The sequence below is a fragment of the Spirillospora sp. NPDC029432 genome, from assembly GCF_040703975.1.
Classification (GTDB): domain Bacteria; phylum Actinomycetota; class Actinomycetes; order Streptosporangiales; family Streptosporangiaceae; genus Spirillospora.
Genome location: NZ_JBEZWH010000040.1, coordinates 55,261 through 70,868 on the forward strand (window position 1 = coordinate 55,261; position 15,608 = coordinate 70,868).

At 72.5% G+C, this 15,608-nt stretch carries 16 protein-coding genes, 2 tRNA genes and 1 pseudogene; 11 read left to right on the forward strand and 8 right to left on the reverse strand.

The annotated features are described in order from the left end of the window. The first annotated feature begins 53 nt into the window (after window positions 1-53). The 5 genes from AB0881_RS27140 to AB0881_RS27160 are packed head-to-tail and all read left to right on the forward strand — an operon-like array spanning window position 54 to window position 4,743. The gene (locus AB0881_RS27140; RefSeq protein ID WP_366621182.1) at window positions 54-749 is read left to right on the forward strand and encodes an SDR family oxidoreductase; all 696 of its coding nucleotides are present in this window, start codon (window positions 54-56) and stop codon (window positions 747-749) included. Continuing rightward, complete coding sequence (locus tag AB0881_RS27145) at window positions 749-1,477, forward strand: SDR family oxidoreductase (RefSeq protein ID WP_366621184.1); 729 nt, start codon at window positions 749-751, stop codon at window positions 1,475-1,477. Before AB0881_RS27140 ends, AB0881_RS27145 begins: the two co-directional genes overlap by 1 nt. A gap of 23 nt (window positions 1,478-1,500) precedes the next feature. Beyond that, complete coding sequence (gene speB / locus AB0881_RS27150) at window positions 1,501-2,451, forward strand: agmatinase (RefSeq protein ID WP_366621186.1); 951 nt, start codon at window positions 1,501-1,503, stop codon at window positions 2,449-2,451. Beyond that, window positions 2,448-3,317 carry a polysaccharide deacetylase gene (locus AB0881_RS27155; protein ID WP_366621188.1) on the forward strand — a complete coding sequence of 290 codons (870 nt, stop codon included), beginning with the start codon at window positions 2,448-2,450 and terminating at the stop codon, window positions 3,315-3,317. The genes speB and AB0881_RS27155 overlap by 4 nt, the downstream gene beginning before the upstream one ends. 10 nt (window positions 3,318-3,327) lie before the next feature. Continuing rightward, window positions 3,328-4,743 carry an amino acid permease gene (locus tag AB0881_RS27160; protein WP_366621190.1) on the forward strand — a complete coding sequence of 472 codons (1,416 nt, stop codon included), beginning with the start codon at window positions 3,328-3,330 and terminating at the stop codon, window positions 4,741-4,743. 63 nt (window positions 4,744-4,806) lie between these two features. Here the strand turns inward: AB0881_RS27160 and AB0881_RS27165 are convergent, their stop codons facing one another. Further along, window positions 4,807-5,961: a S8 family peptidase gene (locus tag AB0881_RS27165; protein ID WP_366621192.1), complete on the reverse strand. Its 1,155-nt coding sequence runs from the start codon at window positions 5,959-5,961 to the stop codon at window positions 4,807-4,809. Window positions 5,962-6,150: 189 nt separating this feature from the next. On the opposite strand from AB0881_RS27165, the gene AB0881_RS27170 reads away from it, so the two are divergent. Next, a complete protein-coding gene (locus tag AB0881_RS27170; RefSeq protein WP_366621193.1) occupies window positions 6,151-6,462 on the forward strand; it encodes a DUF6191 domain-containing protein in 312 nt (103 codons plus the stop codon). Here the strand turns inward: AB0881_RS27170 and AB0881_RS27175 are convergent. Together AB0881_RS27175 and AB0881_RS27180 are read right to left on the reverse strand one after the other, a co-directional pair. Continuing rightward, a complete protein-coding gene (locus AB0881_RS27175; protein ID WP_366621195.1) occupies window positions 6,459-7,247 on the reverse strand; it encodes an inositol monophosphatase family protein in 789 nt (262 codons plus the stop codon). The genes AB0881_RS27170 and AB0881_RS27175 overlap by 4 nt on opposite strands. Continuing rightward, on the reverse strand, window positions 7,244-7,507 hold the full coding sequence (locus AB0881_RS27180; RefSeq protein ID WP_366621197.1) for a hypothetical protein: 264 nt from the start codon (window positions 7,505-7,507) through the stop codon (window positions 7,244-7,246). Before AB0881_RS27180 ends, AB0881_RS27175 begins: the two co-directional genes overlap by 4 nt. A gap of 138 nt (window positions 7,508-7,645) precedes the next feature. On the opposite strand from AB0881_RS27180, the gene AB0881_RS27185 reads away from it, so the two are divergent. Next, window positions 7,646-7,981, forward strand: a complete 336-nt coding sequence (locus AB0881_RS27185) for a hypothetical protein (protein WP_366621199.1) — start codon at window positions 7,646-7,648, stop codon at window positions 7,979-7,981. Between the two features lie 145 nt (window positions 7,982-8,126). Here the strand turns inward: AB0881_RS27185 and AB0881_RS27190 are convergent, their stop codons facing one another. Further along, on the reverse strand, window positions 8,127-8,414 hold the full coding sequence (locus AB0881_RS27190) for a CPCC family cysteine-rich protein (RefSeq protein WP_366621214.1): 288 nt from the start codon (window positions 8,412-8,414) through the stop codon (window positions 8,127-8,129). 101 nt (window positions 8,415-8,515) lie between these two features. Continuing rightward, window positions 8,516-8,591, reverse strand: a tRNA-Arg gene (locus AB0881_RS27195). A 228-nt stretch (window positions 8,592-8,819) separates the two neighbouring features. Here AB0881_RS27195 and AB0881_RS27200 point away from each other — a divergent pair. Together AB0881_RS27200 and AB0881_RS27205 are read left to right on the forward strand one after the other, a co-directional pair. Then, entirely contained in the window at window positions 8,820-9,248 is a 429-nt protein-coding gene (locus tag AB0881_RS27200; protein WP_366621201.1) for a hypothetical protein, read from the forward strand. A gap of 94 nt (window positions 9,249-9,342) precedes the next feature. Next, window positions 9,343-9,435: transfer RNA gene (locus AB0881_RS27205), tRNA-Ser, on the forward strand. Window positions 9,436-9,614: 179 nt separating this feature from the next. Here AB0881_RS27205 and AB0881_RS27210 read toward each other — a convergent pair. Next, window positions 9,615-12,128, reverse strand: a complete 2,514-nt coding sequence (locus AB0881_RS27210) for a DUF4132 domain-containing protein (protein ID WP_366621203.1) — start codon at window positions 12,126-12,128, stop codon at window positions 9,615-9,617. 170 nt (window positions 12,129-12,298) lie between these two features. Between AB0881_RS27210 and AB0881_RS27215 the strand changes: the two genes are divergently transcribed. Then, window positions 12,299-12,718, forward strand: a complete 420-nt coding sequence (locus AB0881_RS27215; protein ID WP_366621205.1) for a PPOX class F420-dependent oxidoreductase — start codon at window positions 12,299-12,301, stop codon at window positions 12,716-12,718. A 107-nt stretch (window positions 12,719-12,825) separates the two neighbouring features. Here AB0881_RS27215 and AB0881_RS27220 read toward each other — a convergent pair whose 3' ends face one another. Then, complete coding sequence (locus AB0881_RS27220) at window positions 12,826-13,818, reverse strand: adenylate/guanylate cyclase domain-containing protein (protein ID WP_366621207.1); 993 nt, start codon at window positions 13,816-13,818, stop codon at window positions 12,826-12,828. Window positions 13,819-13,923: 105 nt separating this feature from the next. Between AB0881_RS27220 and AB0881_RS27225 the strand changes: the two genes are divergently transcribed. Beyond that, window positions 13,924-14,718: a MerR family transcriptional regulator gene (locus tag AB0881_RS27225; protein WP_366621209.1), complete on the forward strand. Its 795-nt coding sequence runs from the start codon at window positions 13,924-13,926 to the stop codon at window positions 14,716-14,718. A gap of 16 nt (window positions 14,719-14,734) precedes the next feature. Here the strand turns inward: AB0881_RS27225 and AB0881_RS27230 are convergent. Further along, a pseudogene (locus AB0881_RS27230) lies at window positions 14,735-15,608 on the reverse strand (RNA polymerase sigma factor); the annotation flags it as partial.

Here is a 15,608-nt window from a genome sequence, read left to right on the forward strand (position 1 = left end):
TCCCATGGACCCGCGGCGGGTTTGCCTGGGCTTCTGGCGATCAGGGAGACCCTATGACCGATCGGATCGTCTTGGTGACCGGGGCGGCGAGCGGGATCGGCGCGGCGGTGGTGGCCGAGCTGGGGCGGCGCGGCTGGCGCACGGCCGGGCTCGATCTGCGGCCCGCCCCGGCCGCCGACCACGCCGTCGGCGTGGACGTCTCCGAGCCGGCGCAGGTGTGCGCCGCGGTGCGCCGGATCGAGCGGGAACTGGGGCCGGTCGAGGCGGTGGTGTGCGCGGCCGGGCACTACGCGATCACGCCGCTGGCCGACATCGCCTGGCCGGAGTGGCGGCGCATGCTGCGCGTCCACCTGGGCGGCCTCCTGAACGTGTGCCGCGCCGTGGCCCCCGCGATGGCGGAACGGGGCTCCGGCGCGATCGTCGGGGTCACCTCCGAGCTGGCGATCGGCGGCGGCGACGGGGAGGCGCACTACGCGGCGGCCAAGGGCGCGGTCATCGGGCTGATCCGGTCGCTGGCCGCGGAGCTGGCGCCCGCCGGCGTACGGGTGAACGGGGTCGCGCCCGGCCCGACCGACACGCCGCTGCTGCCGCCGGACTCCCCCTGGCGGCGGCTCGCGTACCTCCAGGGGCTCCCCGCGGCGCGGCTCAGCGCCCCCGAGGAGATCGCGCTGGCGGCGGCGTACCTGATCGAGGAGGGCACGTTCTGCGTGGGAGAGATCATCTCGCCGAACGCCGGGGCGGTGATCTGATGACGGTCGCGCTGGTGACCGGCGCCGCGGGCGGCCTCGGCCGGGCGGTCGCGCGGCGGCTGGCGGACGACGGGCTCCGGGTCGCGGCCACCGACCTCCCCGGGACGGACCCGCTGGGAGAGATCGCGGTGCCCGCCGACATCGCGGACCCCGAGCAGGTCGAACGGCTCGTCGCCGAGGTCGAGGAGCGCGCGGGGGAGCCGGTCGGGATCCTCGTCGCGAACGCCGCGTACATGACGATGGCGCCGCTCGCCGAGCACGACCTGGACGACTGGTGGCGGATCGTGGACACCGGCCTGGGCGGCGCGTTCGCGTGCGCGCAGGCCGTGCTGCCCGGGATGTCGGAACGCGGCGGCGGCCGGATGGTCATGGTCGCCTCCGAGTGGGGCGTCACCGGCTGGCCGAACGCGTCGGCGTACGCGGCCGCGAAGTCCGGGATGATCGCGCTCACCAAGTCGCTGGGCCGCGAGCTGGCCCCGTTCGGGATCGCGGTGAACGCGATCGCGCCGAGCGTGATCGACACGCCGCAGCTGGAGGTCGACGCCCGCGACGCCGGCGTGCCCGTCGGCGAGATCCGCGAACGGTACGCGGCGCGCGTCCCCCTCGGCCGCATCGCCTCCCCCGACGAGATCGCCGCGGCGGTCTCGTTCCTCTGCGACGAGCGCCTGCCGACGCTGGTCGGGCAGATCCTGCACGTCAACGGCGGCACGACCCGCACGCGCGCGTGACCCACCCCTAGCGAGAGGACCCCATGAAGCCTCAGGAGCCGGTCGGGCAGGCCGACGCCCTGCAGATCCCCCGGTTCGCCGGCCCGTCCACGTTCGCCCGGCTCCCGCGCCGCGAGGACGTGCCCGGTTTCGACATCGCCGTGGTCGGGGCGCCGTTCGACACCGGTGTCACGTACCGGCCCGGCGCACGGTTCGGGCCCGCCGCCGTACGGCAGGGGTCGCGCCTGCTCAAGCCGTACAACGCGGCCCTGGACGTGCTTCCGTTCGCGTCACAGCAGGTCGTCGACGCGGGCGACCTCGTCTGCAACCCGTTCGACATCGCCACCGCGCTGAACGAGCTGGAGGCGGGACTGCGCGAGCTCACCGCCGAAGGCCGCCACGCCGTCACCATCGGCGGCGACCATACGGTCGCGCTGCCCGCGCTGAGAGCGGCGCACGCCCTGCACGGCCCCTTGGCGCTCGTCCACTTCGACGCGCATCTCGACACCTGGGACACCTACTTCGGCGAGCCGTACACGCACGGCACCCCGTTCCGCCGCGCCGCCGAGGAGGGCCTGCTGATGCGGGACGCGAGCGCGCACGTCGGGATCCGGGGCTCGCTGTACGATCCGCGCGACCTCGTGGACGACGCCCGCTTCGGCTTCACGATCGTGCACTGCGCCGAACTGGACGACGTGGGCGCGCGCGGTGTCGCGGACCGGATCCGTGCCCGCGTCCAGGACGCGCCCGTCTACCTGTCGATCGACATCGACACGCTCGACCCGGCGTACGCGCCCGGCACCGGCACGCCGGAGAGCGGCGGGATGAGCAGCCGCGAACTGCTCGCCGTCCTGCGCGGCCTGACCGGCCTGAACGTCGTCGGCGCTGACGTGGTCGAGGTCGCGCCCGCGTACGACCATGCCGAGATCACCTCGATCGCGGCGGCGACGGTCGTGTACGAGCTGGTCAGCATGCTCGCGAAGGCGCGGGCGTGAGCCTCACGCGCCCGGCGGACCCGGTGCCGTGGCCGTACGGGGCGCGGGCCGCGGCGTCGTTCACGTTCGACGTGGACGCCGAGTCGGCGGTGCTGGCCGCGTCGCCGGCGGCCGCCGGGCGGCCGAGCGTGCTGAGCCACCAGGCGTACGGGCCGCTGACCGGGCTGCCGCGCCTGCTGCGGATCCTCGCCAGGCAGGCGGTCCGGGCGACGTTCTTCGTTCCCGGCTTCACCGCGCACCGGCATCCGGACGCCGTCCGCGCGATCGCCGACGCCGGGCACGAGATCGCGCACCACGGCTACCTGCACGAACCGCTGATCGGAGTGGACCCCGCCGCCGAGGCCGAGATCCTCGACCGGGGCCTGGACGCCCTGCAAGAGGTCGCGGGCGTACGCCCCGCCGGGTACAGGGCGCCCATGTGGGAGCTCACCTACGACTCCCCGCGGCTGCTCGCCGAACGCGGCTTCCTGTACGACACCAGCCTGATGGACGCCGACGTCCCCTACGAGCTGGCGACCGGTCTCGCGGCGGCGCCGTCCATCGTGGAGATCCCCGTCCACTGGGGCCTCGACGACTGGGAACAGTACTGCTACCTGCCCGGCATCTCCGGCTCGGGCCTGATCGAGACGCCCGCCAAGGCCGCCGAGCTGTGGCGGGCCGAGTACGAGGCGATGCGCCGCGAGGGCGGCTGCTTCGTCCTGACCGCGCATCCCTTCCTGTCCGGCCGGCCCGGCCGGGCGGCCGCCCTGGAGGGACTCATCGAGTACGTGGCGGGCGCCGATGACGTGTGGCTCGCCCCGCTGGGCGACATAGCCCGGCATGTCCGGGGGCTCGACCTGAGCCCGAGGCACCTCTCCCGCCCGTGAGGAACGGCCGATGACGTCCACCGCCAAGCCGCCGCCGCCCGGCGCGTCCCAGACCCTCCGCAAGGGCTTCGACCTGCGCACGGCCACCGCACTCGCGTTCGCCGACGTGTCGCCGATCGTCGCCCTCTACGCCATCTTCACGCTCGGCCTCCTGGCCGCGGGGCCCGGCTTCTGGTGGGCGTTCCCGATCGTCCTCGCCGGGCAGCTGCTGGTCGCGTGCGTCTTCGGCGAACTCGCCTCGCGCTGGCCGTACGAGGGGAGCGTCTACCAGTGGGCGCGGCACGTGCGCGGCCCCGGGGCGGGCTGGTTCGCCGCGTGGGCCTACATGTGGGGGCTGACCATCGCCCTCTCCACGCTCTCGTACGGCGCGGCGGGCTTCCTGCTGGAGGCGTTCGGCGTGGACGAGCCCGGCAAGGCCGCCACGCTCCTGACCGCGCTGGGGATCCTGGTCCTGGGGAGCCTGGCGAACATCGTCGGACGCCGCACCCTGAAGGTGCTCGTCGTCGCGAGCCTTATCTGCGAAGTCCTCGCGTCCGTAGGGCTGGCCACCGTACTGCTGCTGTTCTACCGGGAGAACCCGGTCGGCGTCCTCTTCGACGGCATCGGCGGGGCTCCCCTCCTAGGAGCGCCCCTGCTGGCGGCGACCGCCTATGTCGGCTGGTCGTTCGTCGGTTTCGAAGCGGCCGGCGCCATCGCCGAAGAGGTGGAACGCCCCGAACGCGACGTACCGAAGGCCCTCATCTTCTCCCTCCTGGCGGTCGGCGTCATCGTGATGTACTCCGCCGCCGGCCTCATCCTCGCCATTCCCGACATGTCCACCGCCGGGGACGGCGACCCCGTGGCCGACACGCTGGTCGCGCACTTCGGCTCCGCGGTCGGGCGGCCGCTGCTCATCATGTTCGTCATCGGCTTCCTGGCCAGCTTCCTCGCCGTCCAGGCCGCCGTGTCCCGCGTCATCTGGGCCTCCGCCCGCGACGGCGCGCTCCCCGGCTCCCGCGTCCTCGGCCGGCTGGCCGGGGCCGAACGGCTGCCGGTGAACGCGATCGTCCTCACCGGCGCCGGCGCCGCCGTGTTCGTGCTGCTCTCCGGCTCGACGCTCTACGCCGTCCTGGTCAACTTCACCACCGTCGGCTTCTACGTCGCGTTCGGGCTGCCCGTCTGGGGCGCGGCGATCCAGCACCTGCGCGGCGCCTGGCGGCCCGGCCCGTTCACCCTCGGACGGCTCAGCGGGCCCGTCACCTACGTGGCGGCGGTGTGGCTGGCCGTCCAGACCGTCAACATCTGCTGGCCGCGCGACACCGACCGGCCCTGGTACATCGACTGGAGCATGGTCATCACGTTCACCGCCGTCGCGGTGGCCGGCGCCGCGCTCTACCTCGGCTGGTCGCGGCGCCGCATCGGGCCGTCCATGGCCGAGCGCGCCTGACGCGCCGCAAGGCCCGGCCCCGGCGCTCTGGGAGCGGTGCGCCGGAGCCGGGCCTCCCGGGGATCAGAGGGAACGCTTGTTGAGCAGCAGGTTCGGCGTACCGGACGGGTTGCCCGTGATCACGCCGCTGGTGGCGTTCGACGTGATCCAGCTGCGGATCGTGGAGTACGACGCGTCACCGTTCGCCGACTTGTACAGCGCCCCGACGCCCGCCACGTGCGGGCTGGCCATCGACGTGCCGTTGATCGTGTTGGTGCCGCCGTTCAGCCAGGTCGAGGTGATGGACGAGCCGGGCGCGTACACGTCCACGCAGTTGCCGTAGTTGCTGTACGACGCCTTGGCGTCCGTGCTCGTGCTGGCCGCGACCGTCGTGGAGTTGGCCGCGCTCGCGGGCGAGTAGTTGCAGGCGTTCCGGTTGTCGTTGCCCGCCGCGACCGCGACGAAGACGCCCGACGAGGCCAGGTTGTTCGTGGCCGAGTTCACCGACGACGAGTAGCCGCCGCCGAGCGACATGTTCGCCACGGCGGGCTTCGCGTGGTTGCTCGCCACCCAGTTCATCCCGGCGATGATGCCCGAGAACGAGCCGCTGCCCTGGCAGTTGAGCACCCGCACGCCGCGCAGATTGACGCGCTTGGCGACACCGTACGCGTTGCCTCCCACGGTGCCGGCGACGTGCGTGCCGTGCCCGTTGCAGTCCTGCCCGTTCCCGCCGAACGAGTCGAACACGTTGCTCGCGCGCCCGCCGAAGTCCGAGTGCGAGGTCGCGATGCCCGTGTCGATGATGTACGCGTTCACCCCGGCGCCGGTCGCGTTGTAGGTGTAGCTCCTGGAGAGCGGCCGGTTCGTCTGGTCGATGCGGTCGATGCCCCACGAGGGCGGGTTGCTCTGCGTCGTGCTGGCGTACACGACACCGTCCTGCTCGATGGACGCCACACCGGGGGTCCGCTGCAGGCGCTGGAGCTGCTCGGCGCTCATCCGGGCGGCGAAGCCGTTGAGCACCTTGCCGAAGCGGTGGGTCGTGCTGATGCCGCGCTTGGAGACGGTGTCGCCGACCGACACCCCCTTCTTCAGCGTCACGATGTACTGGCCGTCGATCCCCTGCCCGGCCGGCGCGAGCGCCAGCGGAGCGTTGTGGGTGACGGCCTGGGCGGGTGCGGCGAGCACGACCGCGAGCGGCACGGCGGCCAGCGTCGCGACCAGCGGGATGCGCCTTCTCATCGAAACTCCGTTCTGCGGAGGAGCGGCCGCTCGGGGGACGGCCCGTCTCACGAAGTCGATCGATGAGAATGCTGATCAGCCCGGACAAGTCCGTCAACGGGTTCGATGACACCAGAAATCAACATTCAACTGTCGTTCACGTGAAAAGCGTGGCGGGAACGCCGGGCCCTCGCCGCCCGTTCACCCCGCATGACAACCGCCCTGTCCCTCCTGGCGATCGTCTCGATCCCGGGCCTGGTCATCGGCCTCGTCTGCCTGGCCGTGATCGACCGCGTCGGCACGGCCGCCAACACCCGCTTCCGGCTCCCCTGGCGCAGGACCGCCGACGGCCGCCCCCTCGCCGCGACCGGCTTCGAGGAGTTCCACGCGGTCTACTTCGCCTCGAAACGGCACGACATCGACGAGCGCCACAGCTCCCTCGTCCGCCGCGACGAGGAGGGCGACGGAGCCCCGCCCATCGACCTCGACGCCGGCACCGCCACCATCCGCAGGCCCGGCTAGGCGAGCCCCTCCCGCACGTCCCCGATCAGCTCCATCAGCTCCGCCCGCACCGCCGGCGCGAACGCGAGCGTCGCCCCCGACCCCATCGTGTGCTCGCTGCCGTCCAGGTCGCGCACCGTGGCCCCCGCCTCCCGCGCGATCACGACCCCCGCGGCGGTGTCCCACGGATGGTTGGACAGGATCACGCACGCGTCGAGCTTCCCGTCGGCGACCCACGCCAGATCGATCGCCGCCGACCCGACCATCCGGATCCGCTGGACGTTCGCCGCCAGCCGCCCCGTCAACTCCAGCCGGACGCGGTTCTTGACCTCCGCGCCCTCGTCCACCGAGTAGTCGCCGATCGACACCACTGCGTCCCGGACGTCCTTCGTCCCGCTCGCCCGTACCGGCCGTTCCCCCTCGAACGCGCCCAGCCCCTCGGCCGCGTGGTACCGCGTCCCGAGAAACGGCAGGTCGATCACACCCACCACGGGCCGGCCCCGCCGGACCAGCCCGAGCGAGAACCCGCACAGCGGAATGCCCCGGACGAAGTTCGCCGTCCCGTCCACGGGATCGACCGCCCACAGCAGCTCCGCGTCCGCGCTGCCGCCCTCCTCCTCACCGAGGATCGCGATCTCGGGCGTCCGCTCGCGCAGGAACTCCCGCACGGCGCGTTCGACGGCGTAGTCCACCTCGGACGCCATGTCCCGATCGCCCTTGGCCGTGACCACGCCCGGCCCCCGCGAGACCATCAGCCCGCGAGCGACCTCGGCCGCCCCCAGCGCGACGTCCAGCAGCTCCCTCAACGGCTCGGCACCGGCGCCTGCCGGTCGATCTCCCTGCACAGCACGACGACCATGTCGTCGAACGCCCCGCGCCCATGCTTCTCGACCAGCACCGCGTAGAGCCCCTTCCGGCTGGCCTCCCGAAGCATCCAGCTGAGCGTCTCGTGCGAGACACGGCGGCCCGCCGCCAGGGCGTCATGGGCGTCCCGCGCGACCCTCATCAGCTCCGGAAAGGCCGCGGACTCCGCCAAGATCATGCGCACTGCGCCAGTGAGATCCATGCCGCGCAGTCTAGGCGCAGCCGACGACCGCCGGGGAACCCGCTCTTTCGAGAGCGAAACTCGTCGCCATTAATAAGTGGCGACGCCGCGTTCAACCGTCCTACTCTCCTCGAGAGCCGAGCAAATTGCGGAGGTCGAATGGCACTGGCAAGCAAGGGATCGCGGCGGATCGTAGTGGACGGCGTGGAGTTCCGCTGGAAGGTGCGCAGCCGGCCGACGTACTGCCAGGCGATGGGATGGTCCCCGCTGACCTTCGCCGTACAGCAGGCCGACGCCCCAGGCGCCCGCCTGATGGTCTACCTGCCCTGCGCGCACCCGAGCAACGCCGCGGGCCTCCCCGCGGGAGTCGTCCTCCCCCGAACCGTGGTGGCCGCGATCACCACGGCGAAGTCCCAGGGCTGGACCCCTTCGGAACGCGGCCCGGAGTTCAACCTGAAACTGGACGACTCAACACTCCTGAACATCGTCGCCTAGGGATTGGCGCCGTACCGCAATCAAAAATCACCCGGCAAGGACTTCCTACAGACACGGATCTCCTCGCACCTCGACATCACTGCCCAGAATTCCAAATCCCGAGCAAGCACCCATGAGCGCCGGCCCGCCTGGCCGCATCCCCCTCCTACGGAGGGAACTCGTGCGCTTGAGGCTCCCGGACGTTCTGAAGCGCTCGGCGGTCCTTCGCCCCGAAGGCAGCGAAGTTCCGCCGAGCCTCGGTGAGGCTGAGCCCCCGATTGGGACCGCCGCGGCTCTCATCGGCGTCGTGGTCGTCCTGCCCGTCGTCCTCCCAGAAGCACACGGGACAGATCTCGTTGTAGCCCCGCTCCTCAAGCGTCAGATGACCGCAGCATGGACACGCGTACGGCTCACCTCTCGCCGGCCGGCGCACGTTGACGAACATACGAGTCATCCTCGCCCACGAGCCCCCCCCCAGCCCGATCAAGCCACCTCGCAGGCAGATCGACGCCAAACAAAAAGCCGCTTTCCATCACGGAAAGCGGCTCTCGATGTTGGCGCAGCCGGAGGGATTCGAACCCCCAACCTTCTGATCCGTAGTCAGATGCTCTATCCATTGAGCTACGGCTGCTGGCTGGTCGGTGACCAGGGCTTCGATGCCGGACGGGAGTCTAGCAGCTTCCCGGTCTCGGCAACGTGCTCCAGTGTAGGGCACTGAAGGGGGTGCCCGTGCATGGGAAACGATCTAGCGGAGAGTGAGGGAACCGTTCGCCTGGGTGGTGCGCCCAATGGGACGACCGATATACAAGTGACGCGTGAGGTTCGAGCCTCATGTGTCCCCCCTGAAGGAGAACCCCCTATGCGCATGTCCGCCATCCGGCTGGCCGGCGTCGTCGCCATCGGCGGAGCCCTGCTCACCTCGACCGGCTGCGGTGCCCTGAGCTCCGTCGCCGGGGGAGGCGACAAGGACGCCGCGTGCAAGAACATCCGGACCGAGCTGTCGTCCGTGCAGAGCAAGATCTCTTCGCCGGACATGAGCAACCCGGGCGCGAGCGCCACCGCGAACGCGCAGCTCTACCGCGACACCGCCTCGAAGATCCGTTCCGAGGGCCAGAAGGCCGGCGGGGACGTTGAGACCGCCGCGGGCAAGGTCGCGACGGACCTGGAGGGGCTCGCGACCATGATGAGCAACCTCGGGTCGGGCAAGTCCCCGAGCAGCTCCGGCGCCAGCTCGTTCGTCCAGAACGCCGCCGAGCTCGGCAAGGCCTGCGGTACGGCGGGCCTCTGACAAGGCCGGGCGGGGACCCGGACGTCCGGGTCCCCGCCCGCACTTTGCCGCTCGGGCCGCTGACCGGTAACCTGTCGTGAGCCTGATGGCTTCTGGAGGATTCGCCTAGTCCGGTCTATGGCGCCGCACTGCTAATGCGGTTTGGGTTTACCGCCCATCCGGGGTTCAAATCCCCGATCCTCCGCCACCTGACCAGGGGACCCAGCATGATCGCATGCCGGGTCCCCTGAGTCGTCTACGGCGGGGCGCGCTTCAACGACGTACCTTGAACGCCAGGCCCGATCGCCCTGGATGTCGTCGATGAACCGGTCGAGCGGGCACCCAGCCGTACTCCATGGACTCAGTGGGGCCGCCGGTGGCATCGGTCTACTTCGGGGTGGTCGCTTCGGTGAGTTCGTCGAGGATCTCGGAGGCGGTGGGCGGAGCTAGGTCGCCGAACGGCCGCCCGTCGCGCGGTGACCAGTCGCCGTCCTCGGGGGTGTCGTCGAGCCGGATCTCCGCGAGCCGCTGTTCGGGGTTGTCGGCGCCGTGCCCGATCTTCATCCCCGGGTCCAGCCTGATGTTGACGAACAGGCCGCCGGGGGTTTCGCGGTAGAGGCACCGCTGGTAGCCGCCGGCCGTGGGCCTGCCGCGCCGCCACCCGCGCTGTTCGAGGGCGAGTACCGCCCGGGCTGGCGCGGCGGCGTCCTGGAGCCTGGTCAGCCTTCGGGCGCCGCGCTCGGCCTCGGTCAGTACGTGTACCGGGCGTTCGAGCTGCGGGAACGGCTGCATGAGCTCATAGTCGGCCAGGACGCGCCGCCACGCGCCGAGCGTCCCGTCCAGGTCCAGGGGGTGGGCGAGGCCGACGCGGTGCGCGTCCCGCAGCGTCAGCGCGTCGTCGGCGAGGCCGGCGAACGTGCGGTCCTCGGCGACGCGGAACGGGGTCGTCCCGGAGGGGTCTTCGGCGAGCCACACCAGGCGGCGGGCCACGTGCCAGAGCAGGGGATGGTCAACGAAGAGGCGCCGGAACTCCGGGACGGTCCAGCGGCGCCGCGCCACCATCGCCGCCTCCAGCCGCCGGATCTGGTCGCCGACCACCGTGCCCACTTCTTTTTTGAGCATGGTGAAGCGCTGGTAGGCGGCGGGTGCGAGGTCCGGGTCGTCCTTGGCGCCGGGCTTGGGCAGCGACCGGCGGGGCGTGCCGTCCTCGGTGGTGACGTACGGTCTGAGGCCGGCGTCGAAACCGGCGAGGAAGCGGCGCGGCCCGTAGTCCAGGACGAGCGCGCCCGTCGCGTCCAGACCGAAGTCGGGGACCAGCCGGTCACGGAGCTCCTCGGGCGTCAGGCCCCGCGCGCCGGCGACCTCCGCGAACCTCTCGCCGGCACGTTTCCTGAGGTCCTTGTACTTCGCCCTCTGCGCGATGTCGTCCAGCTGGGTCAGCGCCGCGTCCGAGCCGATGCCGGCCAGGGCGTCCAGCCCGGCGAACGCCTTGCCGGGGGTGCGCTGCGCCGGCCACGCGCGGATGAGCGGTGCCAGCAGGCGCACGGTCCCGTCGTCGCCGGACCACCCCAGCCGGCTCAGCGCCCACCTGTCCTTGGACGGCGCGCCGATCTTCTCCCACAGCCGGAACAGCGCCCACCCGAACGAGGCCAGCGACTCGGCGTCGCACGCGTCCTTCACGGCCGCGAGGTCGCCAGGGGAGGAGGTGGCGAGCATCGTCAGGAGGCGGCGGGCGGCGACGGCGGGGAGTGCGTCGTTCCGGTCGCGGAGCCTGATCTGCGGCAGGATCTCCAGATCGGCCCACTCGCCGCGGGCCGGGACGTTCTGCGGGACGGTCAGGGCCTCGGGCAGGACGTCCGGCGGCGCGTCCGGCAGCCGGCCGGCGGCGAGCGCGTCCCGCTCGGCGGCCAGTTCGGGCAGCAGCCGCCGCGCCCGCTCGGGGAACCGCTTGGCCGCCGCGAGCAGGGCGGGCTGCACGTTCTTCTGGCCGGAGCGCTCCACCAGCGCCCGGAACGCCTCGTCGCCCGGCAGGACCGCCAGCACCTCCAGGAACAGCTTGCGCGAGAAGGTGTCCCACGTGTCGTCCAGCGACGCGACGACCAGCGGCGTGACCCCCGGCCCGACCGCGTCCGCCATGCTCGCCAGGAGCGCCCGGTCCCACAGGAACCTGCTGACGACCTCGTACGGGAGGAGCCGGTCGACCTGGCGAGGCGAGCCGAGCGAGCCGTACAGCATCCACCAGAAACCGAGCTGCCCCCTCCTGGGCGGAGGGTCGGCGCAGCACTCGTCCACCCAGTCCTCCCGGGTGGGCACCAGGAACGAGACCGCCACCCGCTGGGACGCGGTGCGCCGGCACCCCGCCAGCCGGTCCACCGCCTCCCGGTACACCTCCTCGTCGGCGGAGGCCAGGAACGCCCGGAGCCGTACGGCCGCCTTGGGCGCCTGGGAGACGATGGCCGAGCCCTGGACCGCGGTGCCGCTCCCGTCGACGAGTCCGAGTCCCGGGCAGCCCCAGAGGATCTGGCTGCATTCGGCGAACGCGCAGGCCGCGAACGGCAGCCCGTGTTCGGCCACCCACGAGTCGACCGCCAGCACGGCGACCTTCTCGTCATCGTTCCCGGCGCCCTGGAGGAGCAGCGCGGCGGCCACCGCGGCGCCGAAGGGATGCGCGCTTCCGGACAGGTACGCCCGCAGGGCCTCGGCCATGTCCGGCGTGACACCCTCGTGCTCCGCGAGCGGCCGCACGGTGCCGAGCGCGTGCAGGCGTTCGCGCACGGTCCCGCTCGCGGCCCGGTTGACCTTGGGCTTCGGGCCGGGGCTCCCGTCCCGCCGCGGATACACGTGGCGCCGCAACGCGTCGGGGAGGATCAGGGCGTCCTCGCCGGAAAGGCGATCTTCCATGGCGCCTCACCGTAACCAATGCGGTTCGGGTTTACCGCCCCTCCGGTTTCAAAGGCCCGTTCTGAGCATGGGGCCAGAAGGCTCCTTGGTGATCGGGGGCCGTGTCGGGCTCGGCGGTCGGGGGTAGGTGATCGGGCGTCAGCCGTCCGACCTCTGCCGTTGGAGACCGCATGTCCAAGCCGCCGCTGCCGCCCGAAGCCGACGCGCTGCTCGCCAAGCCCAACCCGTGCGTCATCGCGACGCTGCGTTCGGACGGTACGCCGGTCACGACGCCGACCTGGTACCTGTGGGAGAACGGCCGCGTGCTCGTGAACATGGACGAGGGCCGGGTGCGGCTGAAGCACCTGGAGAGGGACCCGCGGGTCTCGCTCACCGTGCTCGACGAGAACTGGTACACGCACGTCACTCTCATCGGGCGGGTCACCGAGATGTACCGGGACGAGGACCTCGCCGACATCGACCGCGTCTCGCGCCACTACGGCGGGCAGCCCTATCCGGATCGGGTGCGGGCGCGGGTCAGCGCGTGGATCACCGTCGACCGGTGGCACGGGTGGGGCGCGTTGAAGGACAGCGACCAGGCGTCGGGATGATCGGGAACCTCCGGCCCGTGTCCGCGATCGTCCGGCGGCGGATCGGGCAGGGCCACGGCACGGATGGCCTGACGAGCATCGTCGCGGAGCTCTGAAGGACGGCGCGGTCAGGCGCGGCGGAGGAGCCGGATGCGGACCCTGCCGAGGCCCTGGAGGTTGCGGGGGCGCAGCGAGGAGACGTCGTACGGGCCGGACGGCAGGGCGCCGGCGAGTCCGGTGTCGGCGAGGACCGTGCCGGGGTGGGCGGTGGAGGTGAGGCGGGCGGCGGTGTTGACGGGGGTGCCGAACACGTCGCCCAGGCGGAAGATGACCTCGCCGTACGCCAGGCCGACCCGGACGCGGGGGAAGTCCGGGTCCTCCTCGGAGAGTTCGGCGATCCGCAGGCCGATCTCGGCGGCGGCGCGCGGCTCCTCGGCGACGAACAGCACCTCGTCGCCCAGCGTCTTGATCACCCGGCCGCCCTCCTCGGCGACGATGCCGGTGACCGCGGTCTCGAACCGTTCCACCAGGTCGGCCAGCTCGGGCCCGTCCATGCGGCGGCTCATCCGGGTGAACGAGACGATGTCGGCGAACCCGGTGGCGAGCAGCGCGACGCCGGCGGCGGGGTCGGCGGTCGCGGTCGCGCTGGCGCCGGCGGCGCGCAGGCCGGCGGCGGCGAGCTGGCGCCGCCAGCCGTGCATGAGCAGCCGTTCGAACGCGGGCCGCAGCTCCTCGGTCGCTTCCAGGGCGGCGACGACGGCCTCGGTGGTGACCGGTTCGTCCGGCGGCAGCAGCTCGCTGAAGCGCTGGAGCCAGACGTCGCCGAGCCAGCTCGCCAGCCGGCCCATGGTCTGGCCGACCGCGCGGGACAGCCGCAGCACCATCTCCTCGTCGACCATCTGGTGCCCGAGCAGGCCCTTGATCTCGCGGAGCGCGGCCACGTCCCGGTCGGTGAACGCGACCTCCTCGTCGGGCGGGACGGGGAAGCCGAGCGCCTGCCAGATGCGGCGGGCGTCGTCATCGGAGATCCCGGAACGTTCCGCGACCTCCTTGCGCGTGTAGCGCAGCGGGCCGCCGAGGAGGGTCTCCTCGATATCGTGGGGCTCCCGGGGACCAGCCATGACCACCTCTATGTGCCATCGGTCGATGTAACAATCGTGGCGCGTAAGATCAAGGCGGTCAAGGAACGGCAGGGTGGACCAGGAGAGGCGACCGGCGGACGGGGCATGGCCGAGTACCGAATCGACGAGTTGGCCCAGGCTGCGGGCAGCACGGTCCGCAACATCCGCGCCTACCAGGACCGCGGCCTGCTGCCGCCGCCGCGGCTGGAGGGCCGGGTCGGGCTGTACGACGACTCGCACCTCGCCCGGCTGCGGTTGATCGGCAAGCTGCTCGGCCGCGGCTACACGTTCGCGATCATCAAGGACCTGATCTCGGCGTGGGAGACCGGCAAGGACGTCGGCGAGGTGCTCGGCCTGGAGAAGGTGCTCACCGACCCGTGGTCGGACGAGATCCCCGGGACGGTCACGTTCGAGCAGCTCCGGGAGGCGTTCAGCCCCGGCGCCGGCGACGAGGAGGTCGCCCGCGACCTGGCCCGCACGATCGAGCTGGGCCTGGTCGAGGCGGCCGGAGACGGCGACGGCGAGCACTTCCGGGTGCCCAGCCCGCGGCTCCTGCACGTCGGCGAGGAGCTGGTCGCCGCCGGGATCCCGCTGGAGGCGGTGCTCGACATCGCCGAGGAGATCCGGAACGACTGCGACGTGATCGCCGGCCGGTTCGTCGGACTGGTGCGCGAGCACGTGTTCCAGCGGCTGGAGAGCGACGCGGGCACCCTGGGCGGGGACGACATCGCCGAGATGGCCGCGATGGTGCGCCGGATGCGGCCGCTGGTGAAGATGGTCGTCGACCCGTTCATCGCGCGCGCGATGGAGGCCCGCGTGCAGGCCGCGCTCGGCACGCAGCTGGAGCAGATCCGCGACCACCTCGCCGCGGAGAACGCCCCCTCGGCCGTCGAGGGCTGATCCCCGGCGGCCGCCTTCAGAGGAGGGAGGCGCCCCAGACGACCGCGACCTCGCGGGACTCGCCGGTCTCCGCGTCGATGAACGTGACCGTGGCCTCGCCCGGCAGGTTGAGCAGCCCCGCGTCCAGGGTGATCGTCACGCTCGTCTGCGCGTCCTCGGGCAGCCCGCCCTGCGGCTGGGAGACCGAGACCTTCGCGGAGGAGGCGACGGCGTTCCAGGAGACCGGGCCCTCCTGTGCGGTCAGCCGTACCTGGGCGGTCTTGGTGCCGTACATCTCGACCTTCGCCGGGCTGACCGCCAGGCTCCCGGGCTTGGGCGGGGTGGGCGAGGTCGGCGCCGGCGAGGTCGGTGCCGGGGACGACGGGCCTCGCGTGGCGGGCGCGCCGGGACGGCCGCCGCTGCCGGGCGCCTGGGCCTGCGGCGGCACCGGCGCGCCGCCGCCGGACGACGACCGGCCGTCCGGGCCCTGCTGGGTGATCGACGGCTGCGGGCCGGTCTGGAACGGCGGCCACGAGATCGTCGGATCGCCGAGCCCGCCGGGCCCCATCAGCAGTACGCCGAGCACGGCGGTGGCCAGCGCGCCCGCCATGCCGCCGCCCGCGAACAGCCAGCGCCGGGTGAACGGCGACGGCATGTCCGGCTGGGTGGGCAGCCCGTCGGGCGTCAGGCCGCCGCCGCGGGCCGCGATGTCGGCCCGGTACCCGGCCAGCTCCGAGTCCGTCGCCGTGTGGATCACGCGGTGCCGCAGCGCCGCGGGCAGCACCGGGGACGGCGCCATCGCCAGCAGCGCCGCCGCGTACACGCCCGCGCGGCGCTCGCAGTCCGCGCAGTGGTGCTCGGACGCGGGCCGCGGCTCCGGGCGCCGGCGCGCGCCGGGCCGGTTCCGGCAG

Coding starts and splice junctions, on each gene's coding strand:
- AB0881_RS27165 (WP_366621192.1), bottom strand. CDS start 5,961: ATGAGAAGGCGCATCCCGCTGGTCGCGACGCTGGCCGCCGTGCCGCTC.
- AB0881_RS27170 (WP_366621193.1), top strand. CDS start 6,151: ATGACAACCGCCCTGTCCCTCCTGGCGATCGTCTCGATCCCGGGCCTG.
- speB (WP_366621186.1), top strand. CDS start 1,501: ATGAAGCCTCAGGAGCCGGTCGGGCAGGCCGACGCCCTGCAGATCCCC.
- AB0881_RS27185 (WP_366621199.1), top strand. CDS start 7,646: ATGGCACTGGCAAGCAAGGGATCGCGGCGGATCGTAGTGGACGGCGTG.
- AB0881_RS27220 (WP_366621207.1), bottom strand. CDS start 13,818: ATGGCTGGTCCCCGGGAGCCCCACGATATCGAGGAGACCCTCCTCGGC.
- AB0881_RS27215 (WP_366621205.1), top strand. CDS start 12,299: ATGTCCAAGCCGCCGCTGCCGCCCGAAGCCGACGCGCTGCTCGCCAAG.
- AB0881_RS27180 (WP_366621197.1), bottom strand. CDS start 7,507: ATGGATCTCACTGGCGCAGTGCGCATGATCTTGGCGGAGTCCGCGGCC.
- AB0881_RS27140 (WP_366621182.1), top strand. CDS start 54: ATGACCGATCGGATCGTCTTGGTGACCGGGGCGGCGAGCGGGATCGGC.
- AB0881_RS27190 (WP_366621214.1), bottom strand. CDS start 8,414: ATGACTCGTATGTTCGTCAACGTGCGCCGGCCGGCGAGAGGTGAGCCG.
- AB0881_RS27160 (WP_366621190.1), top strand. CDS start 3,328: ATGACGTCCACCGCCAAGCCGCCGCCGCCCGGCGCGTCCCAGACCCTC.
- AB0881_RS27200 (WP_366621201.1), top strand. CDS start 8,820: ATGCGCATGTCCGCCATCCGGCTGGCCGGCGTCGTCGCCATCGGCGGA.
- AB0881_RS27225 (WP_366621209.1), top strand. CDS start 13,924: ATGGCCGAGTACCGAATCGACGAGTTGGCCCAGGCTGCGGGCAGCACG.
- AB0881_RS27210 (WP_366621203.1), bottom strand. CDS start 12,128: ATGGAAGATCGCCTTTCCGGCGAGGACGCCCTGATCCTCCCCGACGCG.
- AB0881_RS27145 (WP_366621184.1), top strand. CDS start 749: ATGACGGTCGCGCTGGTGACCGGCGCCGCGGGCGGCCTCGGCCGGGCG.